30 protein-coding genes and 2 pseudogenes are annotated in these 25,161 nt (G+C 60.9%); 25 read left to right on the forward strand and 7 right to left on the reverse strand.

Annotated features, from left to right (window positions below):
- Nucleotides 1–229 precede the first annotated feature (229 nt).
- The 13 genes and pseudogenes from HNO79_RS03620 to HNO79_RS03680 all read left to right on the forward strand — a co-directional run.
- Nucleotides 230–403, forward strand: a pseudogene (locus HNO79_RS03620) (DUF736 domain-containing protein); the annotation flags it as partial.
- A gap of 341 nt (nucleotides 404–744) precedes the next feature.
- On the forward strand, nucleotides 745–882 hold the full coding sequence (locus tag HNO79_RS03625; protein ID WP_167335761.1) for a hypothetical protein: 138 nt from the start codon (nucleotides 745–747) through the stop codon (nucleotides 880–882).
- Nucleotides 883–1,064: 182 nt separating this feature from the next.
- The gene (locus HNO79_RS03630) at nucleotides 1,065–1,349 is read left to right on the forward strand and encodes a helix-turn-helix domain-containing protein (protein ID WP_095350276.1); all 285 of its coding nucleotides are present in this window, start codon (nucleotides 1,065–1,067) and stop codon (nucleotides 1,347–1,349) included.
- Nucleotides 1,350–1,480: 131 nt separating this feature from the next.
- Nucleotides 1,481–1,744 (forward strand): DUF2285 domain-containing protein, encoded by a 264-nt coding sequence (locus HNO79_RS03635; protein WP_095350275.1) that lies wholly within the window; start codon nucleotides 1,481–1,483, stop codon nucleotides 1,742–1,744.
- Between the two features lie 138 nt (nucleotides 1,745–1,882).
- Complete coding sequence (locus tag HNO79_RS03640; protein WP_095350281.1) at nucleotides 1,883–2,101, forward strand: transcriptional regulator domain-containing protein; 219 nt, start codon at nucleotides 1,883–1,885, stop codon at nucleotides 2,099–2,101.
- Between the two features lie 19 nt (nucleotides 2,102–2,120).
- Nucleotides 2,121–2,669 carry a DUF2285 domain-containing protein gene (locus HNO79_RS03645; protein WP_244987412.1) on the forward strand — a complete coding sequence of 183 codons (549 nt, stop codon included), beginning with the start codon at nucleotides 2,121–2,123 and terminating at the stop codon, nucleotides 2,667–2,669.
- Between the two features lie 211 nt (nucleotides 2,670–2,880).
- Nucleotides 2,881–3,132 carry a helix-turn-helix transcriptional regulator gene (locus HNO79_RS03650; protein ID WP_007397904.1) on the forward strand — a complete coding sequence of 84 codons (252 nt, stop codon included), beginning with the start codon at nucleotides 2,881–2,883 and terminating at the stop codon, nucleotides 3,130–3,132.
- A gap of 7 nt (nucleotides 3,133–3,139) precedes the next feature.
- Entirely contained in the window at nucleotides 3,140–4,225 is a 1,086-nt protein-coding gene (locus HNO79_RS03655; RefSeq protein ID WP_214164498.1) for a replication initiator protein A, read from the forward strand.
- The gene (locus HNO79_RS03660) at nucleotides 4,222–4,719 is read left to right on the forward strand and encodes a DUF2840 domain-containing protein (RefSeq protein ID WP_214164497.1); all 498 of its coding nucleotides are present in this window, start codon (nucleotides 4,222–4,224) and stop codon (nucleotides 4,717–4,719) included. The genes HNO79_RS03655 and HNO79_RS03660 overlap by 4 nt, the downstream gene beginning before the upstream one ends.
- Nucleotides 4,716–5,273, forward strand: a complete 558-nt coding sequence (locus HNO79_RS03665; protein ID WP_214164496.1) for a S26 family signal peptidase — start codon at nucleotides 4,716–4,718, stop codon at nucleotides 5,271–5,273. The genes HNO79_RS03660 and HNO79_RS03665 overlap by 4 nt, the downstream gene beginning before the upstream one ends.
- A 1-nt stretch (nucleotide 5,274) precedes the next feature.
- A complete protein-coding gene (locus HNO79_RS03670) occupies nucleotides 5,275–5,613 on the forward strand; it encodes a DUF736 domain-containing protein (RefSeq protein ID WP_214164495.1) in 339 nt (112 codons plus the stop codon).
- 4 nt (nucleotides 5,614–5,617) lie between these two features.
- Nucleotides 5,618–6,334: a lytic transglycosylase domain-containing protein gene (locus tag HNO79_RS03675; RefSeq protein WP_214164494.1), complete on the forward strand. Its 717-nt coding sequence runs from the start codon at nucleotides 5,618–5,620 to the stop codon at nucleotides 6,332–6,334.
- A gap of 282 nt (nucleotides 6,335–6,616) precedes the next feature.
- Nucleotides 6,617–8,356, forward strand: coding sequence for a relaxase/mobilization nuclease domain-containing protein (locus HNO79_RS03680; RefSeq protein WP_039733993.1), 1,740 nt, complete (start codon nucleotides 6,617–6,619; stop codon nucleotides 8,354–8,356).
- 13 nt (nucleotides 8,357–8,369) lie between these two features.
- On the opposite strand, the gene HNO79_RS03685 is transcribed toward HNO79_RS03680, so the two are convergent.
- Nucleotides 8,370–8,798, reverse strand: a complete 429-nt coding sequence (locus tag HNO79_RS03685; RefSeq protein ID WP_007397912.1) for a type II toxin-antitoxin system VapC family toxin — start codon at nucleotides 8,796–8,798, stop codon at nucleotides 8,370–8,372.
- Complete coding sequence (locus HNO79_RS03690) at nucleotides 8,798–9,052, reverse strand: type II toxin-antitoxin system Phd/YefM family antitoxin (protein WP_010517990.1); 255 nt, start codon at nucleotides 9,050–9,052, stop codon at nucleotides 8,798–8,800. Before HNO79_RS03690 ends, HNO79_RS03685 begins: the two co-directional genes overlap by 1 nt.
- A 288-nt stretch (nucleotides 9,053–9,340) precedes the next feature.
- On the opposite strand from HNO79_RS03690, the gene HNO79_RS03695 reads away from it, so the two are divergent.
- The 12 genes from HNO79_RS03695 (at nucleotide 9,341) to HNO79_RS03750 (ending at nucleotide 21,400) form a co-directional block, all read left to right on the forward strand.
- A complete protein-coding gene (locus HNO79_RS03695) occupies nucleotides 9,341–11,332 on the forward strand; it encodes a conjugal transfer protein TraG (RefSeq protein WP_010517992.1) in 1,992 nt (663 codons plus the stop codon).
- A gap of 7 nt (nucleotides 11,333–11,339) precedes the next feature.
- Nucleotides 11,340–11,786, forward strand: coding sequence for a hypothetical protein (locus tag HNO79_RS03700; protein WP_010517994.1), 447 nt, complete (start codon nucleotides 11,340–11,342; stop codon nucleotides 11,784–11,786).
- A gap of 145 nt (nucleotides 11,787–11,931) precedes the next feature.
- Nucleotides 11,932–12,936: a P-type conjugative transfer ATPase TrbB gene (trbB, locus tag HNO79_RS03705; RefSeq protein WP_214164493.1), complete on the forward strand. Its 1,005-nt coding sequence runs from the start codon at nucleotides 11,932–11,934 to the stop codon at nucleotides 12,934–12,936.
- Nucleotides 12,933–13,301 (forward strand): TrbC/VirB2 family protein, encoded by a 369-nt coding sequence (locus tag HNO79_RS03710; protein WP_034933525.1) that lies wholly within the window; start codon nucleotides 12,933–12,935, stop codon nucleotides 13,299–13,301. The genes trbB and HNO79_RS03710 overlap by 4 nt, the downstream gene beginning before the upstream one ends.
- Nucleotides 13,301–13,579 carry a VirB3 family type IV secretion system protein gene (locus tag HNO79_RS03715; RefSeq protein WP_007397919.1) on the forward strand — a complete coding sequence of 93 codons (279 nt, stop codon included), beginning with the start codon at nucleotides 13,301–13,303 and terminating at the stop codon, nucleotides 13,577–13,579. Before HNO79_RS03710 ends, HNO79_RS03715 begins: the two co-directional genes overlap by 1 nt.
- A 15-nt stretch (nucleotides 13,580–13,594) precedes the next feature.
- Nucleotides 13,595–16,048, forward strand: coding sequence for a conjugal transfer protein TrbE (gene trbE, locus HNO79_RS03720; RefSeq protein ID WP_007397920.1), 2,454 nt, complete (start codon nucleotides 13,595–13,597; stop codon nucleotides 16,046–16,048).
- The gene (gene trbJ, locus HNO79_RS03725) at nucleotides 16,045–16,848 is read left to right on the forward strand and encodes a P-type conjugative transfer protein TrbJ (protein ID WP_034933520.1); all 804 of its coding nucleotides are present in this window, start codon (nucleotides 16,045–16,047) and stop codon (nucleotides 16,846–16,848) included. Before trbE ends, trbJ begins: the two co-directional genes overlap by 4 nt.
- A 5-nt stretch (nucleotides 16,849–16,853) precedes the next feature.
- A complete protein-coding gene (trbL, locus tag HNO79_RS03730; RefSeq protein WP_034933517.1) occupies nucleotides 16,854–18,281 on the forward strand; it encodes a P-type conjugative transfer protein TrbL in 1,428 nt (475 codons plus the stop codon).
- A gap of 5 nt (nucleotides 18,282–18,286) precedes the next feature.
- Complete coding sequence (gene trbF, locus HNO79_RS03735; RefSeq protein ID WP_007397923.1) at nucleotides 18,287–18,970, forward strand: conjugal transfer protein TrbF; 684 nt, start codon at nucleotides 18,287–18,289, stop codon at nucleotides 18,968–18,970.
- Nucleotides 18,967–19,968 (forward strand): P-type conjugative transfer protein TrbG, encoded by a 1,002-nt coding sequence (gene trbG, locus HNO79_RS03740; protein ID WP_007397924.1) that lies wholly within the window; start codon nucleotides 18,967–18,969, stop codon nucleotides 19,966–19,968. The genes trbF and trbG overlap by 4 nt, the downstream gene beginning before the upstream one ends.
- Entirely contained in the window at nucleotides 19,965–21,164 is a 1,200-nt protein-coding gene (locus tag HNO79_RS03745) for a TrbI/VirB10 family protein (protein WP_029329795.1), read from the forward strand. Before trbG ends, HNO79_RS03745 begins: the two co-directional genes overlap by 4 nt.
- Complete coding sequence (locus HNO79_RS03750) at nucleotides 21,161–21,400, forward strand: DUF2274 domain-containing protein (protein ID WP_007397926.1); 240 nt, start codon at nucleotides 21,161–21,163, stop codon at nucleotides 21,398–21,400. The genes HNO79_RS03745 and HNO79_RS03750 overlap by 4 nt, the downstream gene beginning before the upstream one ends.
- Before the next feature lies 1 nt (nucleotide 21,401).
- Here the strand turns inward: HNO79_RS03750 and HNO79_RS03755 are convergent, their stop codons facing one another.
- From HNO79_RS03755 to HNO79_RS03770, 5 genes and pseudogenes are all read right to left on the reverse strand, one after another.
- Entirely contained in the window at nucleotides 21,402–22,046 is a 645-nt protein-coding gene (locus tag HNO79_RS03755) for a LysR family substrate-binding domain-containing protein (RefSeq protein WP_228120804.1), read from the reverse strand.
- An 84-nt stretch (nucleotides 22,047–22,130) separates the two neighbouring features.
- Nucleotides 22,131–22,322: pseudogene (locus HNO79_RS17470) on the reverse strand (LysR family transcriptional regulator); the annotation flags it as partial.
- A gap of 179 nt (nucleotides 22,323–22,501) precedes the next feature.
- Nucleotides 22,502–23,392, reverse strand: a complete 891-nt coding sequence (locus tag HNO79_RS03760; protein WP_034931184.1) for a CopD family protein — start codon at nucleotides 23,390–23,392, stop codon at nucleotides 22,502–22,504.
- Complete coding sequence (copC, locus tag HNO79_RS03765; RefSeq protein WP_010517558.1) at nucleotides 23,389–23,766, reverse strand: copper homeostasis periplasmic binding protein CopC; 378 nt, start codon at nucleotides 23,764–23,766, stop codon at nucleotides 23,389–23,391. The genes HNO79_RS03760 and copC overlap by 4 nt, the downstream gene beginning before the upstream one ends.
- 99 nt (nucleotides 23,767–23,865) lie before the next feature.
- Nucleotides 23,866–25,155, reverse strand: a complete 1,290-nt coding sequence (locus HNO79_RS03770; protein WP_157132979.1) for an aminotransferase class III-fold pyridoxal phosphate-dependent enzyme — start codon at nucleotides 25,153–25,155, stop codon at nucleotides 23,866–23,868.
- Between the last annotated feature and the right edge of the window lie 6 nt (nucleotides 25,156–25,161).

Genomic DNA, 25,161 nt, shown 5'->3' on the forward strand with positions numbered 1-25,161 from the left:
ACCGGTCTACGCGAGCCTCGTGCAGGGCGATAACGGCGAGCACAAGCTCATCTGGTCGCGCTGACCACCTCCCGGCGCCTCGCCCAACGCGGGGCGCCGGTCTCTCACCACCCCGATATTATGCGGAGCAGAAACCAGTCCAAACCCGCAGAAAACCACCATCCCGGATCACCCGCTCCGCATAATCCCGGACTCCACATAATCAACCTTATGCGGTGCACCGCATAACGTGGAACTCGGTGCGGCCTGGACCCGCCGCTCCAGCGAAGGGCGCACCTATCTGAGCCTGAAGCTGGATGATCCTTCCTTCGCCGCCCCGATCTTCGCCAACCTGTTCACCGACGAGGACGGCGAGGGCTACTCCCTGATCTGGACCCGGCCCCGCAGCCGGAACGGGGAGTAAGCGCCCCACCACCAACCCCGCCCGGTCTCCCCGGGCGGGGCCTTCCGGGTCTTTTTTCCACGTGCTCGTCCGGGTACTGGCGATCGTGCTGGTCGCCCCACGTGGAAGGCAGGAGGAACATGAGGCTTTCCCTCAGCCTTCCCATTGTACCATGCGCGAGGGCGAACCGCGTCAAGGACGCGTGGTCCCCCCAATTTTGCCCGACGCACCCGTGCCGGGCGCGCCAGACAAAATCGGCTCCCCCACGCGCCGGCGAGCCGGTCGCCTGCGGCGATCCCTGACCCGGTCCGCCCCGGCATGAGCCGTCCGTCCTGTCTTCGAGAAACGAAAGGAGCAGGACGATGACCACGCTACACGACCACATCCAGATGCTGCGCGCCGAACTGACCAGCTTTCACCTCAGCCGTCGCGAGCGCCGGCAGATCGAGCGAGAATTGAAAGAAGCGCTTGCCCGACGCGATGCCGAGCCCCCCGCCTGACGGGGGGCTTTTTTCTGGTCAGCCCGACGGTCTTCTCCGACAGGACTGGAGCCGCCTGAATGGTGCGTGGACGCCGATTCCTTTTTCCCATCGTCCGGAAAGAACGACATTGAATATTCACAATGCGACTATTATAGTCGTATTTCTGGTGTGCAGGCCTTGCGTGTCGGATGTGATCGCGGATGATCACTGGCCGACAGGTAAGGGCGGCACGGGCACTTCTGAACTGGACACAGGAAAGGCTCGCTGAAAAGGCCCTCGTAGCATTGACCGCGCTCAAGCGCCTTGAATCCGAACGCGGTCTGGGCGTTCATGAGGGCACGATCGATCAGGTCCGTCGTGCGCTGGAAGCGGCAGGCATTCTGTTCATCGAGTCCGGACAGGGACGCGGCGTCATGCTTCTTAACGAGACTTCCGATATCCTGGTGCGGCAGGGTAGAGGGCGTGGCCGGGTGGAATCCTCCTGATCCGCTCCGGTCATGTCATTCCTTCCCCCTTGGGCGTGCTGATTTCTGGCGGGGTCATGCGAACCGGGCCGGTCAGCAATCCCGATCTTTGTTATCGAAGCGATCTGGTCGCGGTATCATGAGGAACCGTCATGACGGAGCCGTCTTTCCTCGATCATCCCCCTCTCACCCAACGGGTGAACGCCTACGACGAAGCGCATCTCGGGCTCTATCTGCGCCTTCTGGTCGCGGACGAGGAAGGGGCGGACTGGCGCGAAGTCGTTGCCGTGCTGTTCGAAATTGATCCGGTTCGTGAACCGGTGCGCGCGAAGGCTGTTCATGACAGGCATCTGGCACGGGCGCGCTGGATGACCGCAGCCGGTTTCCAGCATCTGCTGCAACCGCGCCTGCAATAGCCGGGCTTCGCCCCGGCTCGCGCATCCGCCCTGCGCTTCTCTCCCTGATAAGAAATCAGGGTCTATGCACTCCCGTTCCCGATCTGGCTGATGGAAGCTCCCCCTTTTGCCGCATGGGGGACAGACAGGGAGGCCCGTATGCCCACATCCTTCTGGCGTTCACCGGAACTGCGCGACCATATCAGCCGTCTGGACCGCTCCGGTTTTGCCGTCGAATTTCTCCGCCGTAACACCACCTATCGCTGCGATTATGCCCGTCTGCAACGGCGGATCGGCCGTCGGGGCGTGGATTCCGCCGCCGAGTGCGCGGCGTTCGCCCGGCGCTGGGGGCTCTGCTTTTGTCCATGCGCCCGATGAACCCGCCCGTCAGGGGCGCATGGTCTGGCGGCCCGAGGTTTCACCGGCCACGCTGATTCTGACACCCGCGCCATCGGATTTCGCCATCGTGACCCCGATCAATCCGGCGGTGCTCGGAACCATTCTGGCCCGCCATGATGCGGAAGACGACACGTGGCTGGTGATCGGCGATGTGGCGGGCGATCTTTACCTTCGGCTTCTGAGCCCGCTGGCCATCGGTAGACCCGCCGTGCTCCTGCCGATGGATGACGCCGCCGAACTGCGTCTCGACGTGGCGCTGCGTTTCTTTCGCAGGCAGCGCGGCCAGCGCGTCGGCCTGCTTCCTCGCGCCCTCCAACTCACGCCGCTGCAGCGCACGCGGCAAATGCTGCTCCTGCTCGCCTTCGATATTCACGAAGCGGGCGGTACCACCCGCGATATCGCCATTGCGGTCAATCGTTCATGGCAGGCGGCTTTGCCGGCGGTGGAATGGCGCAACACGGCGGCGCGTCGCCATGCGGAGCGTCTGCTTCTTGACGCCCGGAACCGGGTCAGCGGCGGCTACCTGGATTTTTTACGCGGGCGATAACACAACCGATTTTCGCTCCTTCGCGCTGCGTTTTCTCATGTGTTCAACGCTGCCCTATGCCCGGCTGCACCCGGCATACGCTCCGACGCGTGGGGGTGGACACTGACCTCGAAAAATCTTCGTCCACCCCCAACGCCCGCTTTCTCCGCCACCGTCATCCCGATCCGCCGCACCATCCCCGCGGTGCTTCAAGACCAGATGGAGGCGTACCATGTTCGATAGACACGCGCCGTCACCGGCGCGCTACCTGCGCACACATCAAGCCGCGCAGATTCTTGGCCTTTCTCCCCGCACGCTGGAAAAATACCGCTGTCATGGCAGTGGTCCGACCTTCCGCAAGCTTGGTGGTCGTGTCGTCTACCTGATCGACGACCTCGACGCCTGGGCCACCGCCAGCGCCTGCCGGTCCACCTCTGATCCGAATTATGACGAGGCCCGTTCTGCCGGCCTTGATCGCCGGTGAGGGGAGGATGGACATGCAGGTCCGCCATACCCTCACGGCCAGCGAGCGCAGCAGGCTCCTGCCGTTCGTTGTCGCCAGCGGCGAGATCAGCCCGCGCGACCAGCGCGATCTGATGGAGCGACCGTTTTTCTCCCTGTCCAAGACGAAGCGCACGACGCCAATCCTCTACGCGGCAGGGGACACGCGCGTCGAAGTGTTCGGGATGCCCGAGCACGGCATGGCGACGATCTGGGACGCTGACGTGCTGATCTGGGCTGCCAGCCAGATTGTCGAGGCGGAAAATCTCGGTCTGACCACCTCGCGCTTTCTGCGCTTCACCCCTTACCAGTTGCTCACCGGTATCGGCCGACAGACCGGGGCGCGGGATTATGGGCTGCTCAGGGCGGCACTCGCCCGGCTCCAGTCCACCGTGGTCGCCACCACGATCCGCAACGGCCAGAACTGGCGACGGCAGCAGTTTTCCTGGATTACCGAGTGGGAAATCTGCGCCAGCCGGAACGGTCGCGCCGCTGGTGTCGAGATAGTCATTCCGGAATGGCTCTATCGTGGCGTGATCGACCGTTCGCTGGTGCTGGCCATCGACCCGGCCTATTTCCGGCTGACGGGCGGCATCGAGCGCTGGCTTTACCGCGTGGCCCGCAAACACGCGGGTCGCCAACCTACCGGCTGGACTTTCGAGATCGGGCATCTGCACCAGAAATCCGGCAGCCTGATGCGTCCCTCGGACTTTGCCATCCAGATCCGGCGTGCCGCCGTCAGCCAGCCCTTGCCAGGCTATCGCCTGAACATTGAACGTGCTGGCGCGCGCGAGTTACTGCGCATCCTGCCAACTGATTTATCCACACATCCTGTGGATAACTATGTGAATGGTATCGGGACTTCACACGCATCCACTATCGGGACATCACACGCAGGACTATCGGGACTTCACACGCACAAACCCCAGCTAAGTCTTTGGCCTGAAACGGCGATTCCGGCCCTTAACTTATCTAACTTAGAATCTAACTCTTATGTTGATGGGAAGCGCCGTTCTGCGGATAACCCCTCTTGCCCGTCCATTGCGCCCTTCAAGGGACCGGGAGACGGGCCATGACCCGGCACTCTCCCATCTCCCATCGGCATCCGGCGGCACTGACACATGTCGAACTGACCTGGATCGATAGGCGCATCGAACACTGGCTGCGCTTCGGGCATTGCAGTGACGAGCAGATACTCGATGACCGCCGCCGCATTTCCAGCTTTGCGCCAGGAAGTGTTTTCGCCTTCGTGCGCTGGGCGTCCAATGACCTCGGTATCACCGTCTCCCGGCTGGATATCGTGCGCGCGGTCAGGGCTGGCGAAGTGTTCCAGACTTTGCCGTTCGTGCGTCCTGGCGGCGAAATCCTCCTGCGTGTGGATAGCTGGCCAAGGGTCGAACATGTGCTTCGGGCGGTCGATGCCATTGAGGCGCTGGGTCTCGATCCGGCGGACGCGGCGCCCGAATACTGGCGGCATCTCCACCATCGCATCACGGCCGGACATGAGCCCCGTGCCTATACGCGCGCGCAGCATTCAGCATGGCTCAAGCGGCGGCAGGTGACGTCATGACCCGGCGTGGCTGGTTCTTTGCGACCTATTTCGCCGTGCTCGGTGTGGGCGCGTCAATGGTCGTTCATCCTGCGCCACGCCTGATCTGGAACGAGACGGCGAGCGTGCCCGTCGGGTTGTACCGATTGCACCCGGTTCCCGCGCCGCATGTCGGTGATCTGGTCGCTGTCCGTCTGCCCGAGCGCGAGGCGATGCTGCTGGCAACGCGCGGCTATCTCCCTCCCGGTGTGCCCCTGCTCAAACCTGTAGCGGCTATCGCAGGGCAGTCCGTGTGCCGTACCGGGCAGCGCGTAACCATCGACGGGCAATTCGCCGGCGACGCGCAATCTCTCGATCACCGGGGCCGTCCATTGCCCGTCTGGCAGGGTTGCCGTCACCTCGCTGCAGGCCAGGTCTTCGTCATGAACCCGGTCGAGCCACGTAGTCTCGACAGTCGGTATTTCGGTGCGCTGCCCCTCTCCACCGTCATCGGACGTGCAACCCCGGTCTGGCTTCCATCGTGGGGCGGACAGGCCATCGCGTCGTCCTCCCATCCATCCTCGAAAGGGCAATGAGATGCCACAGATCGGTCTTTTTACGCGCACGAAAACCGGTTTTGCCGGGCGCATCCGCACGCTGACCATCACGCAGGACATCGTTCTCGTCTCGGCCGATTTTTCTAATACCGACCATGCACCGGATTACCGTGTTCACCTGATTGACGACGATGGTCCTGAGGTCGGAGCCGGATGGAAACGCACCGGGGAGAAAGCGGGCGACTACGTGGCGGTGGCACTTGATGACCCCATCTTTGCGCAGCCGATCCGGGCCAATCTGTTCCGTGCCGGTGGGGAGCGTGCGGTTTGGGTGCTGAACTGGACGCGTCCGTCACGGCGTCTCGAACGCGGGGAATGAGACGATGCGACGCACGTTCCTTCTCGCTTTCGGTGTCATTGCGATCGGCGTATCGGATACCACCGATCAGTCATGGGCAGCGTCGGTTCCAGCGCCTGCGGACACCGAACCTTATGCCGCCGTGATCGCTGAAGCCGTGCAGCGCTTCGACATTCCCGCCACATGGATACGGGCCGTCATGAGCGCTGAGAGCGGTGGTGATACTGGCGCGATTTCATCGAAAGGCGCGCGCGGACTCATGCAGATCATGCCCGCGACATGGGCCGGCCTTCGTGCCCGTTACGGGCTGGGAAACGACCCGTTCGATGTGCATGACAACATCCTGGCGGGTGCCGCGTTCCTGCGCGAGATGCACGATCATTACGGCTCGCCGGGCTTTCTGGCGGCCTATAACGCCGGGCCGGGGCGCTATGAGGATTACCGCGATCGGCAACGTCCGCTGCCACCTGAAACGCGCGCCTATGTCGCCGGGTTGCTGCCCCTGATTGGTCAGGGCGGTGCTGAATCGTTGCTGTCGGATTCGCATCCCGACCCGCTGTTCTGGACCTGCGCGCCGATTTTTGCCGTGCAGTCGGACGATCCGGGGCAGGGCGTTCCGGTTGCGATGAAGCTGCCGTCGAAGGGTGTTCGAAGTGACATCATCGCGCATGGTCTCGCGCCTGTCAGGCCGCTTTCCGGTGGGTTGTTCGTCGTCTCTTCCGCATCACGAGCGATGCCATGAATGCGCGTCCAGGCATCATTTCCTCTACCGGTATGCGGTGGTTCGCGCAGGGCAATCGGGGCAGGGACCAGCATCGCGGATTGGGTGCTGGCAGGGTGGAACAGGCACTTTGGGGTGGGGTTAAGGAGAGGCGAGATAAAAGGGCGCACATTGCGCCTCGGTTGGGGTGTCGGTTTTCCTGCGTTTTTTCGTTCTTTCAGCAATGTTTCCTCTTCTTTGGCAATGTTTGCCGACCCCGTATTTCGTTGTTGCTCCTGGCTTTTTCGCACATTGGAGGCAGTGATGGCGCGCGAGAATGACTTCCGGCCCCGTCTGGGTCGCATCCGCTCGCCGCGCGCCCAGCGGCTCAAGCCCTTCGTCGCCCAGGCCCTTGCTTCGGCCCAGCGTGCCGGTGGCGGCGGGTTCCGCTCGGGCCGCAACGGCAGTGGTTCCCGTTCGTCCTTCGGGCGTGGCCGCATCGCGGCAGCCAGGGCCAATCGCCTGCTGACCAGCCGAGCCCGCCGCGTGACCGTCAAGGCCCGTGTCGTACGCCATAGCGGGCGCAAGGCGCCGCTCGCCGCCCATCTGCGTTACCTGCGCCGGGAAGGGGTCACGAAGGACGGTGAGAAGGCACGGCTCTTTGGTCCCGGCATCGACGATGCCGACCCGAAGGCGTTCGCCGAACGCTGCGAGGACGACCGTCACCATTTCCGTTTCATCGTCTCGCCCGAGGACGCGCCCGACATGGCCGACCTCAAGGGCTATGCCCGCGAACTGGTCGGGCAGATGGAAAAAGACTTCGGCACGAAACTGGACTGGGTGGGGGTGGATCACTGGAACACGCAGCACCCCCACGTCCATATCCTCGTGCGCGGTGTAGCCGAGGATGGCAGCGACCTTGTCATCTCGCGGGATTATATCAAAGACGGGTTGCGCGCCCGTGCCCAGGATCTGGTGACGCAGGAACTCGGGCAGCGCAATGACATCGAAATTCACCGCGCCCTCGAACGTCAGGTCGATGCCGAATACTGGACCCAGCTTGACCGGCAGCTTCAGCGCGATGCGGGGCGCGATGGCGTCATCGACACGGCGCCTTCGCCTGGTGAGCAGCCCGACCCGTTCGGGGCATTGAAGGTCGGACGCCTGCGTCGGCTGGAAGGGCTTGGTCTCGCCCATCAGGTTGGAGAGGGGCAATGGTTGCTGGATGAGACGGCCGAGGCGACGCTGCGTGAACTGGGCGAACGCGGCGACATCATCAAGCGCATTCACCGTTCCCTGGCCGAGCGCGGGATCGAGCGGAGCACGTCGAGTTATGTGCTGGCGGGCGAAAGCCTGGATGTTCCCGTCATCGGCAGGCTGGTTGATCGTGGTCTGGACGATGAACTGAAAGGCACGGCCTATGCGGTCATCGACGGCGTGGACGGGCGTACGCATCATATCCGCTTTCCCGATCTCGATGCGACCGGGGACAGTGTAATGGGTTCGGTGGTGGAACTGCGCGCCTTCGATGACCGGAAGGGGCAACGGCGTGTGGCGCTGGCTGTGCGGTCTGATCTGTCGATCGAGGATCAGGTGATGGCGCGAGGGGCCACCTGGCTCGACCGGCAGGCAGTGGCGCGCGACCCTGTTGCATTGGGGCAGGCGGGCTTTGGCGCCGAGGTCCGTGAGGCGATGGAGCGCCGGGCGGAGCAACTGATTGAGCAGGGTCTTGCCGAACGTCACACGCAGCGGGTGGTTCTGGCGCGCAACTTGATCGGGACGCTCAGGGACCGGGAGGTCCGGGAAGTTGGAGAGCGGCTGGCCGTCGAGACGGGACGGACATTCAGCCAGTCGGGTTCGGGGGAGTATGTCACCGGCACCTATCGTCAGCGCATGGTGCTGGCCTCGGGTCGCTATGCGATGATTGATGACGGGCTTCAGTTCCAGCTTGTGCCCTGGACGCCATCGCTGGAGAAGCAGCAGGGCAGGCACGTCTCCGGTGTCGCGCGCGACAATGGCGGGATTGACTGGAGCTTCACCCGGAACAGGGGGCTGGGTTTGTGAACCAGCGCTCCTGTCAGTCCGGCTGGGGTTCCCACGGGTTGAGCAGGGGGACACCGCATGGCAGGAAATCCGCGACGTTGCGGGTCACGACCGTCTTGCCATGAACCAGCGCGGTCGCGGCGATGAGGGCATCACGTTCCGAACGGGGATCGGGGACATGGAGCCGGGCGCAGCGCAGGGCTACGGATGTATCGACGGGAAAAATACGCCCTTCGAACGCAGGAAGGACATGCTGTTCCAGCCAGGTCCGCAGGATCGTGCCAGTGGCTCCGTCGCGGCGCTCCACGCGCAGGATGCCGTTTTCCAGTTCCATGACGGTGATGGCGGAGAGATACAGATCTTCTGCCTCCACGCTATCCGCCCATGCCGCGACATTCGGGTCGGCTTTCCCGGCACGGATTTTTCTCAGTTCTGAAACGACGTTCGTGTCCAGCAGGAACATCAGGAAAAATCGGCCGGGCGGAGTGTGATATTGGCGCGAGGCGGATCGAATGCGATGTCCGCAGCTTCCGGCATCGCCAGAGCGTCCGCGATCTTGCGCGGATGGTGTGTCAGACGGCGGTATTCCTCAATACTGAGCAGGACATGGGCCGTGCGTCCCCTGTCGGTGATGAACACCGGTCCCTCGGCCGCCGCCTTCTTGGCCCGGCTGGTGTCCTGGTTGAACTCGCGGCTTGAAAGTGTGGTGATGCTCATGTCCGGCCTCCAGACTGCAATGTAGGAACATTACTACATAATGAGAGGGAGTGCCAGAAAATCCATGTCTGGTCGGGGTTCGCATCATCGTTGGCCGCAGCACCCGTCCAGCCACAAGACCCGGTTATCATTCGACTCCCGCGACCTTCGCTCAATGTGATGACGGTCTGGGCCGCACCGGACAAGTATTTTTTCCCTGCCATGCGCCGGGATGCGACGACGCGGGAAAAGCCCTTGCGGAACGGAAAATGGCCGCCCGACCTGTTCCTGCGCAAGGAGGAATCGAAAATGCCGGGAACCAAAATTCAATGGGGACAGGTCGCGGTGGTCCTGTCCATTGTCGTCCTGTCCTGGTGGGCCGCGACCCAATGGACGGCCTGGGAACTGGGCTTCCAGCCTGAACTCGGTCGGCCCTGGTTCGTGCTGTTCCATCACTGGTCGGTCTACGCGCCGCCGCTGTTTTTCTGGTGGTGGTTCGAATTCGACGCCTATGCCCCGAACGTCTTTGCGCGCGGGGCGTGGATGGCCGGATCGGGTGGGGTGCTGGCTTTCGCCGCCGCCGTGACGCTGTCGGTCCATCGCGCCCGTGAAGCCAGGAAAATCGAAACCTACGGGTCGGCACGCTGGGCGGACCCGGACGAGATCGCGAAAGCCGGGCTGCTTGACCCGGATGGGGTGGTGCTTGGCCGGTATGGCAAGGCCTATCTGCGCCATGACGGACCGGAGCACGTCCTGACCTTTGCACCAACGCGCAGTGGCAAGGGTGTCGGTATGGTCATCCCGACGCTTCTGACCTGGCCTGGCTCAGCTATTGTCCACGACATTAAGGGCGAGAACTGGGAGTTGACGGCGGGATTTCGCGCCCGTTTCGGTCGCGTCGTGCTGTTTGACCCGACCAATGCGATCTCGTCCGCCTATAACCCGTTACTGGAAATCCGGCGTGGAGAGTGGGAAGTCCGCGATGCCCAGAATGTCGCCGATATCCTCGTGGACCCGGAAGGCAGTCTGGAGAAGCGCAATCACTGGGAGAAAACCTCACACTCCCTGCTTGTCGGCGCCATCCTGCATGTCCTCTATGCCGAGCCAGACAAAACCCTCGCCGGTGTCGCCAATTTCCTGTCGGACCCGAAGCGCCCGATCGCCACCACGCTGTCGGTCATGATGCGGACAAACCATCTGGGTGAGAAGTGGCCACATCCTGTTGTTGCATCGGCCGCGCGCGAGCTGCTGAACAAATCGCCCAATGAACGCTCGGGCGTGCTCTCCACTGCCATGTCCTTCCTTGGCCTGTACCGTGATCCGGTGGTGGCGGAAGTCACCCGGCGCTGCGAATGGCGCATTGCCGACATCGTTGGAGGGGACCGCCCAGTGACGCTTTACCTGACCGTGCCCCCCTCGGATATCAGCCGCACCAAGCCATTGATCAGGCTGGTGCTGAACCAGATTGGCCGTAGGCTGACGGAAGACTTGGAGGCTGCGGCACAGCGACGGCGCCTGCTACTGATGCTCGACGAATTTCCGGCCCTCGGGCGTCTGGATTTCTTTGAATCGGCGCTGGCTTTCATGGCGGGCTACCGGATCAAAAGCTTCCTGATCGCCCAGTCCCTCAACCAGATCGAACGGGCTTATGGGCCGAACAATTCGATCCTCGACAACTGCCATGTCCGGGTGAGCTTCGCCACCAACGATGAGCGGACGGCGAAACGTGTGTCTGACGCGCTTGGGACTGCCACCGAGATGAAGGCGATGAAGAACTACGCGGGGCACCGGCTTTCGCCCTGGCTGGGCCATCTGATGGTTTCGCGCTCGGAGACGGCACGCCCGCTGCTGACGGCGGGAGAAGTCATGCAGCTCCCGCCAGCGGACGAGATCGTCATGGTCTCCGGTCTCTATCCGATCCGCGCGAAGAAGGCCCGCTATTTCGAGGATGACCGCTTCCGCGAGCGCGTTCTTCCTCCGCCTGATCTTCCGCGCCCGAAAGATGGCCGTCCCGACGACTGGAGCACGCGACCGTTGCCGCCACGCCCACCGGCGCCGGATGCCGGGGCGGAGCCGACGGAGGACGAGGGGGATGAAGACCCGAAACAGTCTGCCCGCCGCCGTCAGCCAGAACTGGGTGAGGGAACGGTCGAGAAGAAGGAGCCGATGGAAAATGAATTCGCACCCGACCCGACTGACGAATTCGACGACATCGCGCCCCGTAACAACCGGATGAACGATCTCATGCGCGGTGTGGCCCGGCAGGCATCGCTCGACTGTGGCGACGAGCTGGAACTGTGAGGAAAGTATGGTGATGGCAAAAAAGAAAGCCCAGATCTCCGTCTATCTCGACCCTGATGTGATGAAGACCCTCTCCGCCTATGCCGCGCGACGTGCGCAGCCGATGTCCCTGATCGTGGAGGCTGCCGTCGCTTCCTTTCTGTCGCCCGACGGGGAGGAGCGCCGCGAGGCTGCAACATCGAAGCGCCTCGACCGGCAGGACCGGCGTCTTGCGCGGCTGGAGCGCGATATCGGCATCACGGTGGAGACCCTGGCGCTGTTCATCCGCTTCTGGCTCACCACGACCCCGCCCTTGCCTGAACCGGCTGCCAGGGCAGCACGGGCGCAGGCCGGGGCGCGTTACGATAATTTTGTCTCGGCCCTCGGTCGCAGGCTGGCCCAGGGACCGAGACTCCAGCAGGAAATTCCAGACGATGTTTCCGATCCTGCCTTACAGGATGAACCGGATTCGTAATTTCCGCACCCTGCAAGTATTTTTGCCCTACGTTTCCCCACCGCCCTACGACGCATGAATTCCTGTTGAACCGCGTGGTTTCCTGCCTTTCTTAATTGCCCCGTTGCTGTCCGCGCATCGTGTTCGGCTCATAGCGGGGAAAATCATGTCAGTTTCCAGCATCCATGAAAGGGCCACGGTACGCGGCATGTCCATGCTGCGCACGGCGATGGGACCGGCGATTGCCCGGCACCTCGCTGATCCTGCCATTGTCGAGGTGATGCTCAATCCCGATGGCAGGCTGTGGATCGACCGCCTGTCCGAGGGGCTGGGCGATACCGGCGACAGGGTTACGCCGGCCGATGCCGAGCGCATCGTACGCCTGGTCGCGCACCATGTCGGGGCGGAGGTGCATGAGGCAGCACCGCGCGTATCGGCGGAACTGCCAACCGGTGAGCGGTTCGAGGGATTGCTCCCGCCCGTCGTGACCGCCCCGAGTTTCGCCATCCGCAAGCCCGCCGTGGCCGTGTTCACCCTCGACGATTATGTCGCCGCCGGAATCATGACGGTGGGGCAGGCGGTATTTCTGCGCCGCGCGGTCGCGGAACGGAAAAACATCCTGGTCGCCGGCGGGACATCGACCGGCAAGACCACGCTGGTCAATGCGCTGCTGGCCGAGGTCGCGAAAACCGGTGATCGCGTCGTGCTGATCGAAGATACGCGGGAACTGCAATGCACAGCCCCCAATCTGATCGCCATGCGTACAAGGGATGGTGTCGTAACCCTGTCCGAACTGGTGCGGTCCGCCCTGCGCCTGCGGCCCGACCGTATCCCGATTGGTGAGGTGCGCGGCCCCGAGGCGCTGGACCTGCTGAAAGCATGGGGCACCGGCCATCCCGGCGGTATCGGTACACTACATGCCGGATCAGTGCTCGCGGCCCTGTATCGGCTGGAACAACTGATCCAGGAGGCGGTGGTCACAGTGCCACGCGCCATGATCGCGGAAACCATCGACGTCATCGCGGTCCTGTCCGGACGCGGCACGGCCCGCCACCTGTCCGAACTGGCAGAAATCGATGGCCTAGATCCCGTGACGGGTGCCTATCGCATCCGTCCGGTCAGCTTCTCGTCTCCCGAAACATCCTGCTCTGCCAATGGAGAGTCATTATGAGGCCGCCTTCACGTCTGCGCGCCGTCGTGTGCGCTGTCGCACGTCCTGACTGGCATGTGCGGGATCTCCGTGTATTCGGAACGTCCCTGTTGCTGTCGTTTGCTTTCGCGTCGTCGGCATGGGCGTCAGGATCCAGCATGCCGTGGGAAACCCCGCTCAACGAGATTCTGGAATCCGTGCAGGGACCGGTCGCCAAAATCATCTCGGTGATCATCATTACCGTGACCGGCCTGACGCTGGCCTTCGGGGAAACATCCGGCGGGTTCCGCCGCCTGATCCAGATTGTCTTTGGTCTATCCATTGCTTTTGCCGCGTCCAGCTTCTTCCTGTCGTTCTTTTCGTTCTCCGGTGGGGCGCTGATCTGATGGCCGTGGGATATGACGATGATGCCGTGCCGGGCTTCCATGTCCCGGTGCATCGCTCGCTGACCGATCCCATCCTGCTCGGTGGTGCGCCCCGCGCCGTTGCCATCGCCAACGGCACGCTGGCGGCAGCGATCGCCCTTGGTCTGCGGCTGTGGCTGATCGGGGCCGCATTCTGGATCGTCGGCCATGGGCTCGCGGTCTGGGGTGCGAAACGCGATCCGGTCTTCATCGAGGTGGGACGACGGCATCTCCGTTATCCCGCCTGGCTTCGTGCGTAGAGGGAGGACAGGGCCATGATGTCCCTTGGCGAATATCGCAACCGAAACTCCCTGCTGTCTGATTTCCTGCCCTGGGCCGCGCTGGTCGAAAAGGGCGTCGTCCTGAACAAGGACGGCAGTTTTCAGCGCACCGCAAAAATACGTGGTCCCGATCTGGACAGCGCTACGCCCGCCGAACTGGTCGGTGTGACCGGAAGATTGAACAATGCGCTCCGTCGCCTTGGCTCAGGCTGGGCGGTGTTCGTGGAAGCGCAGCGCGTCCCGGCGACACTCTATCCTGACGGTGACTTTCCCGACGCAGCCAGCCAGATGGTCGACCTGGAGCGCCGGGAGCAGTTCGAGGATGAGGGCGCGCATTTCGAGAGTCGGTATTTTCTGACCCTGGTCTGGCTGCCACCGGCGGAATCATCAGGTCGCGCCGAGCGTTTTCTCTATGAAGGCAGGGAACGCGATGGTCCCGATCCGCATGGCATGCTCCATACGTTCGTGGACCGCACGGATCGGATGCTGGCCTTGCTGGATGGCTTCATGCCCGAGGCGGCATGGCTGGATGACGGTGAGATGCTGACTTATCTGCACAGTACCATCTCCACCCGGAACCAGCGGGTCCGGGTGCCGGAAATTCCGATGCATCTGGATGCCCTGCTGGTGGACCAGCCGCTTTCGGGTGGTCTGGAGCCAAAGCTGGGCGATGCCTTCCTGAAAACCCTGACCATTACGGGTTTCCCGTCGCGGACTTTCCCCGGAATCCTGGACGACCTGAACCGGCTGGCCATGCCCTATCGCTGGTCCACCCGCGCCATCCTGCTGGACAAGACCGACGCCACCAAGGTGCTGACGAAAATCAGGCGCCAGTGGTTCGCAAAGCGCAAGAGTATCGCAGCCATTGTCCGCGAAGTGATGACCAATGAGGCGTCAGTTCTCGTGGATAACGATGCCGCCAACAAGGCAGCCGATGCCGATCTGGCGTTGCAGTCGCTGGGCGCGGATGATGTCGGGCAGGCTTACATCACGGCCACGGTGACGGTGTGGGATGGCAGCGCCAGCATAGCGGCGGAAAAACTTCGCCTCGTGGAAAAGATCATTCAGGGCCGTGACTTCACCTGCATGGCGGAAAGCCTGAACGCGGTGGAGGCGTGGCTGGGATCTCTGCCGGGGCATGTCTACGCCAATGTGCGGCAGCCCCCGGTCTCGACCCTGAATCTGGCGCACATGATTCCGCTTTCCGCCGTGTGGGCAGGGCCGGAGATGGATGGGCATTTCAAGGCCGCACCGCTGTTTTATGGCAAAACGGCAGGGGCCACGCCGTTCCGGTTTTCCCTGCATGTCGGCGATGTGGGTCATACGCTAATCGCGGGACCGACCGGGGCAGGTAAATCCGTGCTGCTGGCGCTCATGGCGCTCCAGTTCCGTCGCTATGCGGGATCGCAGATTTTTGCCTTCGATTTTGGCGGGTCGATGCGCGCGGCAACGCTGGCGATGGGAGGCGATTGGCGCGATCTCGGGGGTGGACTGACAGATGCCGATCTGTCTGGAGAAGAGGGCAGCGGCGTATTACTTCAGCCGCTGGCGCGGATCGATGATCCGGATGAGCGCAAATGGGCCAGTGAATGGCTCGGTCAGATCCTTGTCGGCGAGGGGGTGGCGCTGACCCCGGAGGTGAAGTCTCACCTCTGGTCGGCTCTGAATTCGCTGGCATCGTCGCCTGCCCGTGAGCGGACCCTGTCCGGCCTGGTCGCGCTTCTCCAGTCCAACGCCCTGAAGCAGGCGTTGGCGCCCTACTGCCTCGGTGGTCCCTACGGCCGCCTCCTGGATGCGGATGCCGAGCGTATCGGGGATGCCGATGTGGTGGTGTTCGAAACCGAAGGTCTGATCGGCTCGGGCGCGGCCTCCTCCGTTCTGTCGTACCTGTTCCACCGCATCGAAGGCCGTCTGGACGGCCGGCCGACCCTGCTGGTCATCGATGAGGGCTGGCTGGTTCTCGATGACGGGGATTTCTCCGGCCAGTTGCGAGAGTGGCTGAAAACCCTGCGCAAAAAGAACGCCAGCGTCATCTTCGCCACCCAGTCCCTGTCGGATATTGCCAATTCCCGCATTGCTCCGGCGGTGGTGGAAAGCTGCCCGACACGGATATTCCTGCCTAACGAGCGGGCGATCGAGCCGCAGATCATGGCGCTCTATCGGGATTTTGGCCTGAACGACCGACAGATCGCCATCATCGCGCGGGCCGCGTCGAAGCGGGACTATTACTGCCAGACGCAACGCGGCAATCGCCTGTTCGAACTGGGGCTCGGGCCTGTCGCACTCGCCTTATGCGCAGCATCAGGGAAGGACGATCACAAGCTGATCGATGCAGTGCTGGCGGAACACGGCCGGGACGGTTTTCTCCTCGCGTGGTTTGACGCGCGGGGCGTGTCATGGGCGGCGGATCTGTTGCGCGACGATCGCGGGGCGGAGGACGTGCCATGACGGAAAGACATTGCCAGCTTCGGACCGATTTTTTTGCGCGTGTGAGAGAAAAACATTTCCATCGCACTGCTCTTGTCGCCTCTGTTACGCTGGCATTCGGTGCAACGTTCGACCTTTCACGACCGGCCCGTGCCCAATGGGCGGTCTATGATGGGGCGAACCACGTCCAGAACGTGCTGATCGCGGCCCGCACGCTTCAGCAGATCGACAACCAGATCACATCTCTTGCCAATCAGGCGCAGATGCTGGTCAACCAGGGCCGTAATCTGGCGAGCCTGCCACTGTCGACATTGTCGACGCTGCAATCAACGATTTCCCAGACAACAGCCTTGCTCGCGCAGGCACAGAACATCGCTTATTCGGTGACCTCGGTCGAGCAGCAATACCAGCAGGCGTACACCTCAATCTCGTCCGGCATGTCAGACAGTGCCCTGTTCAGCCAGGCACAGACACGGTGGCAGAATTCCGTGGGCGGGTTCGAAGATGCCCTGAAGCTTCAGGCTCGGGTGGTAGGAAACATCCCCAGCGACAGTTCGGCCATGACCCAGCTTGTCTCTTCCAGCCAGACCTCCACGGGCGCGTTGCAGGCGGCGCAGGCAGGAAACCAGCTTCTGGCGCTACAGTCCCGTCAGTTATCCGACATTCAGGCCGAACTTGCTGCCAATGGCCGCGCCACAGCCCTGCAACAGGCGCGCGATGCTGCGACGGAAGCGGAAAGTGAAGCCCAGTATCAGCATTTTTCACAGCATGACGCCTATGTGCCCGGCACGGTGTCCATTTTCGGCAGCAGCGGGAACTGACCGCCATGGCGATGGGCAATGTGGGCGTTATCGACACTTTCCTGAATACCTTCACCACCACCATCGACAGCGGCTTCGGTCTGGTGAAGGGGAATGTGATCTCACTAGCAGGAACACTGTCCGTGCTGGATATGGCGCTGGCTGGCCTGTTCTGGGCCTGGGCTGCTGATGAGGACATCATCCAGCGTCTGGTGAAGAAGACGCTCTATATCGGATTCTTTTCCTTTCTGATCAGCAATTTCTCCAGTCTGTCGAAGACCGTCTTTGACAGTTTTGCGGCCCTTGGCCTGAGAGCCGGTGGCGGCAATCTGGCACTCGGAGACTTCCTGCGGCCCGGCCGACTGGCATCCACGGGTTTCGATGCAGCCCAGCCGCTTCTGGATTCAGTCCATAATCTCCTTGGTCCTGTCGCCTTCTTTACGAACTTCATTCAGATCTTTGTGCTCTGTCTGTCGTGGCTGATCGTGCTCGCGGCGTTCTTCATTCTGGCCGTGCAGCTTTTTGTTGCCCTGATCGAATTCAAGCTGACCACGCTGGCGGGTTTCATCCTGATCCCCTTCGCCCTGTTCAGCCGCACCGCCTTTCTGGCGGAAAAGGTGCTGGGCAATGTCGTCTCGTCGGGTGTGAAGATCATGGTGCTGGCGGTCATTTCCGCTATCGCGTCGGTTCTGTTCGCCCAGTTCTCAACCTCCTACGGCAGCGACGTTCCCACGATCGGGCAGTCCGTCTCGGTGGTGCTGGCCTCCCTTGCAATTGTCGGCCTGTCCATTTTTGGCGGCAGCATCGCCAATGGGCTGATTTCCGGCGCACCGCAGCTTGGCGCGGGAGCGGCAGTCGGTACCGGCATGGCGGTTGGCGCCATGGGTGCTGCTGCGGCGGCCGGTGTCGGGGCTGTTGCTTCCGGTGGTGCCGCAGCCCTCGGCGCCACGGCTGCCGCCGCGCGGGGAGGGGCCGCGATTGCCGGGGCTGCTACCTCCGCCTATTCGGCCGGAGCCGCAGGCGCGTCTGGCGGCGCGGGCAGCATGGCCGCCGGGATCGGAGGCATGGGCCGGGCCGTCGGTGGAAATGTCGCGAATGCCGTCAAAGGGGCGGCTTCGCGTGCCGGTTCATCCCTCAAGGAAAGCTATGCCGCCGGTGGACGCTGGGCCGCGCGCGGGATGGGGGAGGGAGGCGAAGGCGGAGCCGGGGATAACGGACCGGCACCTTCTGGAGGCGGTGGTCCTGCCGGAGAAGGGGATGGCCCCACGGGTGGCGGCCCTACCGGTGAGGGTCCGTCTGGTGGAGATGGTGGCGGTTCCGGCGAACCGCCCCGCTGGGCTCAGAAGATGAAGCGCCGCAATGCCGCCGCTCATGCTGCTGAGGCCGCCCATGTTATCCGCTCCGCCGATGGCGGGGGCGGATCTTCCTCCATCGATCTGTCGGAAAAGGAATGAGGACGATGTTCCGTCGCTCCACCACCCGCTACGGGACCACGCCCGAGCCTGTCACGCCCTATCAGAAAGCCGCGCAAGTCTGGGACGAGCGCATCGGCTCCGCCCGTGTACAGGCCCGTAACTGGCGGCTGATGGCGTTCGGCTCTCTGCTTCTGTCCGCAGGCCTTGGCGTAGGGCTGGTCTGGCAGTCCGCGCGCGGTACCATCACGCCGTGGGTCGTGCAGGTCGATCGGCTGGGGCAGGCGCAGGTCGTGGCCCCCGCGATAGCGGGCTATATGCCCGCCGATCCGCAGATCGCTTGGTATCTGGCGCAGTTCGTTCATGACGTGCGCGCTCTGTCGTCGGACCCTGTGGTGGTGCGGCAGAACTGGCTACGCGCCTATGATTTCACCACCACGTCGGGCGCTCAGGCGCTTAACGATTATGCCCGCCTCAATGATCCGTTCTCGCGCATCGGGCATGAGCAGGTCGAGGTGGACATCGCCTCGGTGATCCGGGCGTCTCCCGGCAGCTTCCGTGTCGCCTGGAGCGAGCGCCATTACCGCGACGGCGCGTTCACCGGCACCGAACGCTGGACCGCCATCGTGTCGGTCGTTCTGCACACGCCACGCGATGCCGACCATCTCAGGAAAAATCCGCTCGGAATCTACGTCTCCGCCATCAACTGGTCGAAGGAGCTTGGTCAATGACGCGCTTCATTTTCGCAGCCCTTCCTGTGGCGCTGCTCTCGCTTGCCGGTTGCGCGGGCAGTTACCATCCGCCCGTCATCCGGTACGATGACGCCGCGCGCGCGACGAGAATTCCCGATCCACCGAAGCCCGTGCAGGTGGTGGAGGTGCCACAGCCACTTCCTCTGCCGGGCCAGTTCAAGCCACTGCCGTCACGACGCACGGCCCATCCGGTCCCCGAGGTTACTGATCCGACCACGCGCGTGACCCAGGCTAATCTGGCGGCGCGCATCCAGCCGACGCGGGCCGGTTTCATCAATGCGGTGCAGGTCTATCCCTATTCTCCGGGTGCCCTCTATCAGGTCTATACCTCGCCAGGCGAGATCACGGACATCATGCTCCAGCAGGGTGAAAAACTGGTGGGCACCGGCCCAGTTGCTGCTGGGGATACGGTGCGCTGGGTCATCGGTGACACCGAAAGCGGAGAAGGGGCGACCAAACGCATCCATATCCTGGTGAAGCCGACCCGGCCGGATCTGACCACTAATCTGATCATCAATACTGACCGACGGACTTATCTGGCGGAATTGAGGTCAACACCCCCCACATACATGGCGTCGGTCTCGTGGAACTATCCCGAGGACGATCTGATTGCCCTGCACCGGCAGGACGACGCGGCCGATGACTCTGCCCCAGTGGACGCGGGGCTGAATCTCGATACCCTGAATTTCCGCTATGCCATCCAGCCGGTGAAAGGCGGCACGCCGCCCTGGTTACCCGGCCGGGCCTTTGATGACGGTCACAAGGTCTATATCGCTTTTCCATCCGGGATCGGGCAGGGGGAACTGCCGCCGCTCTTCGTGCTGGGGGCGGATGGCGGCCCGGAACTGGTCAATTACCGGGTGCGGCAGAACTGGATGATCGTGGATCGGCTGTTCGCCGCCGCTGAACTGCGGCTGGGCGATAAGCATTCCGAGCAGCGGGTGCGCATTGTCCGCATTGACGGCAGGAAGTCATGACCGGGCAGGCTCACACAGTGGGAGAAAATTCTGCGGCTCCGGCCACAGGGGGAAATTCCGCAGCATCACCGCCGCCACCTGATCTGCGTCTGCGGACGGAACGACCGCGTGTCGTGCGGCTTTCCCGCACCGTGGTCTGGTCGCTGGGCGGGGTTGGCATGATCGCGGTGGCCTTCGCGCTGGGCTATGCCCTTCAGGCAAGCCATCGGGTGTCATCCACGCCTGCCGCGCAGGACGCGGATGTGCGTCCCTCTGCCGACGGGCTGGCGGGACTGCCGTCCGACTATGTCGGCAAGGATGTGCCGAAGCTGGGACCAGCGCTGCCCGGTGATCTGGGGCATACCATCCTCCACGCACAGGAGCAGGGAAAGGCAGCCTCGGGTGGCGACGACCGCCGTGCCGCGCAGGAGGTCGAGGCCGCAATCGCCAGCAAATTGTTCGTGCAGACGGGAGAACGCGACCGGGGTACCGACCAGGCAACTCCGCCCACATCGGGTGCATCTGCGTCCCAGGCAAATCCATCTTCTTCGACCGACGCCCAATCAGGCAACCGTGCCTTTCTGGCAGGCCAGCCTGACCGCGCGACGACCAGCCCGGATCGCATCATGCCGTCAGCTTCGCCTTATATCCTTCAGGCGGGCACTGTCATCGCGGGGGCGCTGAACACGAAAATCAGCTCTGACCTTCCGGGTCAGATTACTGGCCATGTCACGCAGAACGTCTATGACAGCCCGACCGGTCGTTTCCTGCTGATCCCGCAGGGAAGCCTGCTGTTCGGGGCCTATAACAGCGGCATTTCTTTCGGGCAGCAGCGTACCCAGATCATCTGGACCCGGCTGATTTACCCGAACGGCGAGAGCCTGGTGCTGGAAAAACTGCCCGGTGGCGACGCCATCGGCCAGTCCGGCCTGTCCGATGAAGTGAACAACCACTGGGGCCAGCTTTTCAGGGCTGCCATCGTGACCACGCTCCTGAGCGTCGGATCAGAGGCCGGAACCAGTCAGAGCGAGAACAATCTGGCGCAGGCCATCCGTTCTGGGGCCAGCAATGGGTTTTCCATGGTTGGTAACCGGTTGGTTGATCGCAGCCTCAACATCCAGCCGACCCTAACCGACCGGCCGGGGCTGCCTTTCACCTTGATCCTTAACCGCGACCTTGTCCTGCAACCTCGCCACGCAAAGGAAACAGCACCATGACAACGCTGCGCATCACTGAAATTCCGGATGAAAAGCCGGTCCGCATGCCCGTGGACTTACCGGCGGACCTCCATCGTGATCTGGTGACTTACGCAGCACTGGTCAGCCAGAATGGTCAGCCCGTCGATCCAACCCGTCTCGTGCCGCACATGATCCGTGGATTCATTGCATCTGATCGAGCTTTCGCGAAGCTTAAGCGTGCGCGAGCTAAGCAGATAGTAAGCAGAGAAACTTAGTCTATTCGAGATTCTGCTTTCCCAAGAAAACAAGTATTTTATGTGCGACGGTCGACAAATTTCTATCGCGCCATCCAATGCCGTAATCAAGATGTGAAAAACCGTCGCCGTCGCGCACTTCTAGCACAGTTACCTGCTCAAGGATCGTACCTGGAAAAAATGCGAGCCAGCCAGCCGGCATGAGCGTAATACCATGTCCGTTAATGACGAGAGCGATCGTCCGCAGACTTATGATTTCTTCCCTACACACTGTTGGTAGAAAGCCAGCAATGCTTGCTTTGCGTTTTAACAGTGTAGACATGTCCTCTCCTGTATCATCGTTACCGAAGACAAAAGTTTCTTCCCGTAAATCGCTCCAACATGTCGTGACAGACGAAGCAAGAGGATGGTTTGTCGGTGTCACAGCGACAATTCGATCGCTCCACAGTGGTAAGGTAGCTGCGCAAGATTCGTTCAGCGGAAGGGCTATAATTACTAAATCAACGATACCGTCGAAAAGAGCCGAAATTACATCTCTCTTGGATACGTCACGATATATAAACGAAATACCGGGATAAAGAATTCTATACGGTTCGATGAAGGCCGACACCCGTCCTGGCGGTACATTACTTTGTATTCCTATTGATACGATACCGCTTTCACCCAAGGCGCATCTCCGAGTATATTCATAAAGAGCATTTGTGTCGTGCAACAGAGCCTCAGCTTGTCGGAGGAATGCTTCGCCGACTGGCGTAGGCGTTGTGCCAGATGATGTCCTGCGGAAAAGCTGAATTCCGACGCGCTCCTCAAGTAGCCGAAGTGAACGACTGACTGCGGACTGTTTGGAATTTAGAGCGCGTGCCGCGCCATGGATGCTTCCTTGAAGAGCAATTGCGCATACGCATTGCAGTTCCCGTAGATCAAGAGGAGGGTGTCTTACCATTCCATTTCTTTCCTCTCATACAAATTAAAATTCGACAGTTTGTAGTGTGAGTGTTGTAACTCACAATAATATAATTTATGTATACATGAAAAATATAATGTAATATTTATATATGTCTTATATACCACAATTAATACCTAGATATATTTATTCGCATCTATAGATATGCGCGCATGACTCTAGTTTGTAGGCAGAGATAAGATTGTCGGGTCCATTCTCCCAGCAACGGCAACAATTGCAATAACAGCAATAGAAAGTGCAATTTCGGCTATTGTTCCGCGTTGAAGATATTTAAGGCTAACCGTAATGTTTCTTTTCTGGCGTAGATTTTTCACGTATACATAGCGGTTGACGCAGGCGATACAGACCATACCGCTCGTTAATCCCAGCTTGAGAATGAGTAGTGTAGAATAGACAGTGACATGCTTCGGCCATCCCCCCAGGATATTCAGGCCGAGTCCAGAGCCGGTAAGCAGGACCAGAAGCACCGCGATATGCCCCGCAGCCGAGTACCGTGCTAACGCCACTTGCATGGAGCAATCCCACTTCTTTTTTCGTGTATCACTGACAAGCATGGCAACGGGGATGAGGCCCCCGCACCAGAAACTACCTGCAAGCAAATGCACGGCCTGGAAGAACATCGCGCCCACACCGATCATGCGCACGTGACCTGTCAAGGCTGTCGCCGTCAGAAGCACGCATGCGGGTATGACCGACAGGACCGCGCCGCATTTACGCCAAGTTAGAAGTAGAAGACAGACGCCAGCTACGGCCTGAATGATCCATGCCTGTCCAATGGTGGTGTCAACAAGCACGGCTTTGCTTAAAGTCGGCGAGAAGGCATCCTGCCATCCATCTCCGACCTCGGAGACTTCGGCTGGCAGTGTTGCAACGACGATTACCGTCGTAAAAACGCTCCCCCATGCCCAAAACTTTCCCAGGCGGGCAGAGAGTGCGTTTCCGAGTTTGCGCGGAGCCAGCCACCCTGCAAAAAGCAGGCTACCTGTAAGAAAGAGCGCCAGGCTGTCTCGTGCGGCGCGACATAGGATCAGGAAAGCATCCGGTGTCATCGGTTAGTAACTGTGAACCCGTAGACGCCATGAGTCTTGTGTCCATCGACGGCAAGGGCGTGCCAGGTTACGGAATATCGTCCAGGCACGAGGTCAATTTTGAGCGGGATCGTCAGAGTCTTGCCGTCATCCGACAGGGAAACGTTTCCTGTTTCTATAACATTACCCTTGGGGCCAGTGACAACGACGCCGGTGAGCTTGACAACTACTGCTTCAGTAAAGCCTAGCGTCAGGCTCTGCGGCGCCGTTCCCGTGCTATCCGCAGCGGGTATTTCGGCGTTCAGGTGGGCATGTGCATAGGCAGGGTCCGCCATCTGCAGAACGAAGTTCCCTGCGAGACACATAGAGGCAACGATTTTACGGATAGAAGTCATGTTTACTTTCCTTGCTTGGTGTGAATTACAGCAGAAAGACAAATATTTTCAGAGAAAAAAGTCTCTTATTGACCAACGAAAAGGATACCTTCGACGCAGCTATGCTGTTGAAAACAGAATAGTATTGAAAGCTTTCGTCATGCGTTGCTCAAGCTCATCAATGTCTTTTTTAGAAATAATGAGAGGTGGTGCTAAAATTATGCTATCGTGTGAGATTCTTATCAGGACGCCGTGTTCCATACATGCTTTCACAACTGACCGTTTGATGTCTCTCTTCTCATCATTTCGGAAATCAAGCTCCCTGTAGCTACGGAATCCGACTTCAATCGCGCTTAATAATCCGATTGTCCGTGTGGATCGGACCAGTTCGTGTGCCGCAAGTTTCGAAATCATCTTTATCCAATGTTCTGAAATATCCCGCACATGATCTACTATTCTTTCATCCTCATAGATTTTTAGCGTTTCAAGGGCGACGGCAGCGGCAACAGGATGTGCGTGATATGTGCCGCCATGATGAAACCCATGGTGCATAATCGAGCAGTCCACCAATGCGGAGTGAAAATCATCATTCATGACGACCGCCGAAATCGGTTGATAGGCCGCTGAAAGCCCCTTCGATGCGACGAGGCAGTCGGGCGTCTGGTTGACGGTCTGGCTTCCCCACATCTTTCCGGTTCGACCGAAGCCCGTCACGATTTCATCGAAATAAAGAGGAATATCGCGCATCGACAAGACGTTGCGTATTGCTTCAAAATATCCTTCCGGCGCTGGGTACATGCCGCCAGCAATCGAGACTGGCTCGCAGAGGAAGGCCGCGATATTTTCGGCACCCGTGTGATCTATCAGTTCTGCCAGTTCCAGCGCCAGGCGATGTGCATAATCTTCTTCTGTTTCTCCAGCCAACGCGTCACGTGGCCAGCGGGGTTGCGCAGCATACAGAATATCGTCACCCGTCAGATCGAATGAATTGATAATGCTTTCGATCCCGCCAAGTCTCGTGGCAAATATCGTCGATCCATGGTAGCTCCCCCGACGCGTGATTATTTTATGCCGTTTTGGATTTCGTTGTTTATTGATATACCAAGTCGTTTTAATGAGAGTTTCGATAGCTTCCGATCCGGTTGTGGCGAAAAGAACGTGAGCGTCCGGTATCGGCGCTGCCGCGCTGAGCGCGTCCGCAAGCGCGTGGACGACAGGGACCGTCCGGTTTAGCGCGGTGGGATAGACTGGCAGCTCTCGCATCTGGCGTGTGGCGGCTTCGATCAGGCGTTCATTATGAAAGCCGAGCGTAGCGCAAAACAGTGCCGACACCGCGTCGATATAGTCTTTACCCGAAGAATCGAAGACGAAGACACCAGATCCAGATACCATATCGACGCCTGATGACATGGCGGA

The sequence above is a fragment of the Komagataeibacter oboediens genome (assembly GCF_018491655.1).
Taxonomy (GTDB): Bacteria; Pseudomonadota; Alphaproteobacteria; order Acetobacterales; family Acetobacteraceae; genus Komagataeibacter; species Komagataeibacter oboediens.

Bases quoted from the DNA above. Each gene is read 5' to 3' on its own strand.
- HNO79_RS03625 (WP_167335761.1), top strand. From the start codon at position 745: ATGACCACGCTACACGACCACATCCAGATGCTGCGCGCCGAACTGACC.
- HNO79_RS03630 (WP_095350276.1), top strand. From the start codon at position 1,065: ATGATCACTGGCCGACAGGTAAGGGCGGCACGGGCACTTCTGAACTGG.
- HNO79_RS03635 (WP_095350275.1), top strand. From the start codon at position 1,481: ATGACGGAGCCGTCTTTCCTCGATCATCCCCCTCTCACCCAACGGGTG.
- HNO79_RS03640 (WP_095350281.1), top strand. From the start codon at position 1,883: ATGCCCACATCCTTCTGGCGTTCACCGGAACTGCGCGACCATATCAGC.
- HNO79_RS03645 (WP_244987412.1), top strand. From the start codon at position 2,121: ATGGTCTGGCGGCCCGAGGTTTCACCGGCCACGCTGATTCTGACACCC.
- HNO79_RS03650 (WP_007397904.1), top strand. From the start codon at position 2,881: ATGTTCGATAGACACGCGCCGTCACCGGCGCGCTACCTGCGCACACAT.
- HNO79_RS03655 (WP_214164498.1), top strand. From the start codon at position 3,140: ATGGACATGCAGGTCCGCCATACCCTCACGGCCAGCGAGCGCAGCAGG.
- HNO79_RS03660 (WP_214164497.1), top strand. From the start codon at position 4,222: ATGACCCGGCACTCTCCCATCTCCCATCGGCATCCGGCGGCACTGACA.
- HNO79_RS03665 (WP_214164496.1), top strand. From the start codon at position 4,716: ATGACCCGGCGTGGCTGGTTCTTTGCGACCTATTTCGCCGTGCTCGGT.
- HNO79_RS03670 (WP_214164495.1), top strand. From the start codon at position 5,275: ATGCCACAGATCGGTCTTTTTACGCGCACGAAAACCGGTTTTGCCGGG.
- HNO79_RS03675 (WP_214164494.1), top strand. From the start codon at position 5,618: ATGCGACGCACGTTCCTTCTCGCTTTCGGTGTCATTGCGATCGGCGTA.
- HNO79_RS03680 (WP_039733993.1), top strand. From the start codon at position 6,617: ATGGCGCGCGAGAATGACTTCCGGCCCCGTCTGGGTCGCATCCGCTCG.
- HNO79_RS03685 (WP_007397912.1), bottom strand. From the start codon at position 8,798: ATGTTCCTGCTGGACACGAACGTCGTTTCAGAACTGAGAAAAATCCGT.
- HNO79_RS03690 (WP_010517990.1), bottom strand. From the start codon at position 9,052: ATGAGCATCACCACACTTTCAAGCCGCGAGTTCAACCAGGACACCAGC.
- HNO79_RS03695 (WP_010517992.1), top strand. From the start codon at position 9,341: ATGCCGGGAACCAAAATTCAATGGGGACAGGTCGCGGTGGTCCTGTCC.
- HNO79_RS03700 (WP_010517994.1), top strand. From the start codon at position 11,340: ATGGTGATGGCAAAAAAGAAAGCCCAGATCTCCGTCTATCTCGACCCT.
- trbB (WP_214164493.1), top strand. From the start codon at position 11,932: ATGTCAGTTTCCAGCATCCATGAAAGGGCCACGGTACGCGGCATGTCC.
- HNO79_RS03710 (WP_034933525.1), top strand. From the start codon at position 12,933: ATGAGGCCGCCTTCACGTCTGCGCGCCGTCGTGTGCGCTGTCGCACGT.
- HNO79_RS03715 (WP_007397919.1), top strand. From the start codon at position 13,301: ATGGCCGTGGGATATGACGATGATGCCGTGCCGGGCTTCCATGTCCCG.
- trbE (WP_007397920.1), top strand. From the start codon at position 13,595: ATGATGTCCCTTGGCGAATATCGCAACCGAAACTCCCTGCTGTCTGAT.
- trbJ (WP_034933520.1), top strand. From the start codon at position 16,045: ATGACGGAAAGACATTGCCAGCTTCGGACCGATTTTTTTGCGCGTGTG.
- trbL (WP_034933517.1), top strand. From the start codon at position 16,854: ATGGCGATGGGCAATGTGGGCGTTATCGACACTTTCCTGAATACCTTC.
- trbF (WP_007397923.1), top strand. From the start codon at position 18,287: ATGTTCCGTCGCTCCACCACCCGCTACGGGACCACGCCCGAGCCTGTC.
- trbG (WP_007397924.1), top strand. From the start codon at position 18,967: ATGACGCGCTTCATTTTCGCAGCCCTTCCTGTGGCGCTGCTCTCGCTT.
- HNO79_RS03745 (WP_029329795.1), top strand. From the start codon at position 19,965: ATGACCGGGCAGGCTCACACAGTGGGAGAAAATTCTGCGGCTCCGGCC.
- HNO79_RS03750 (WP_007397926.1), top strand. From the start codon at position 21,161: ATGACAACGCTGCGCATCACTGAAATTCCGGATGAAAAGCCGGTCCGC.
- HNO79_RS03760 (WP_034931184.1), bottom strand. From the start codon at position 23,392: ATGACACCGGATGCTTTCCTGATCCTATGTCGCGCCGCACGAGACAGC.
- copC (WP_010517558.1), bottom strand. From the start codon at position 23,766: ATGACTTCTATCCGTAAAATCGTTGCCTCTATGTGTCTCGCAGGGAAC.
- HNO79_RS03770 (WP_157132979.1), bottom strand. From the start codon at position 25,155: ATGTCATCAGGCGTCGATATGGTATCTGGATCTGGTGTCTTCGTCTTC.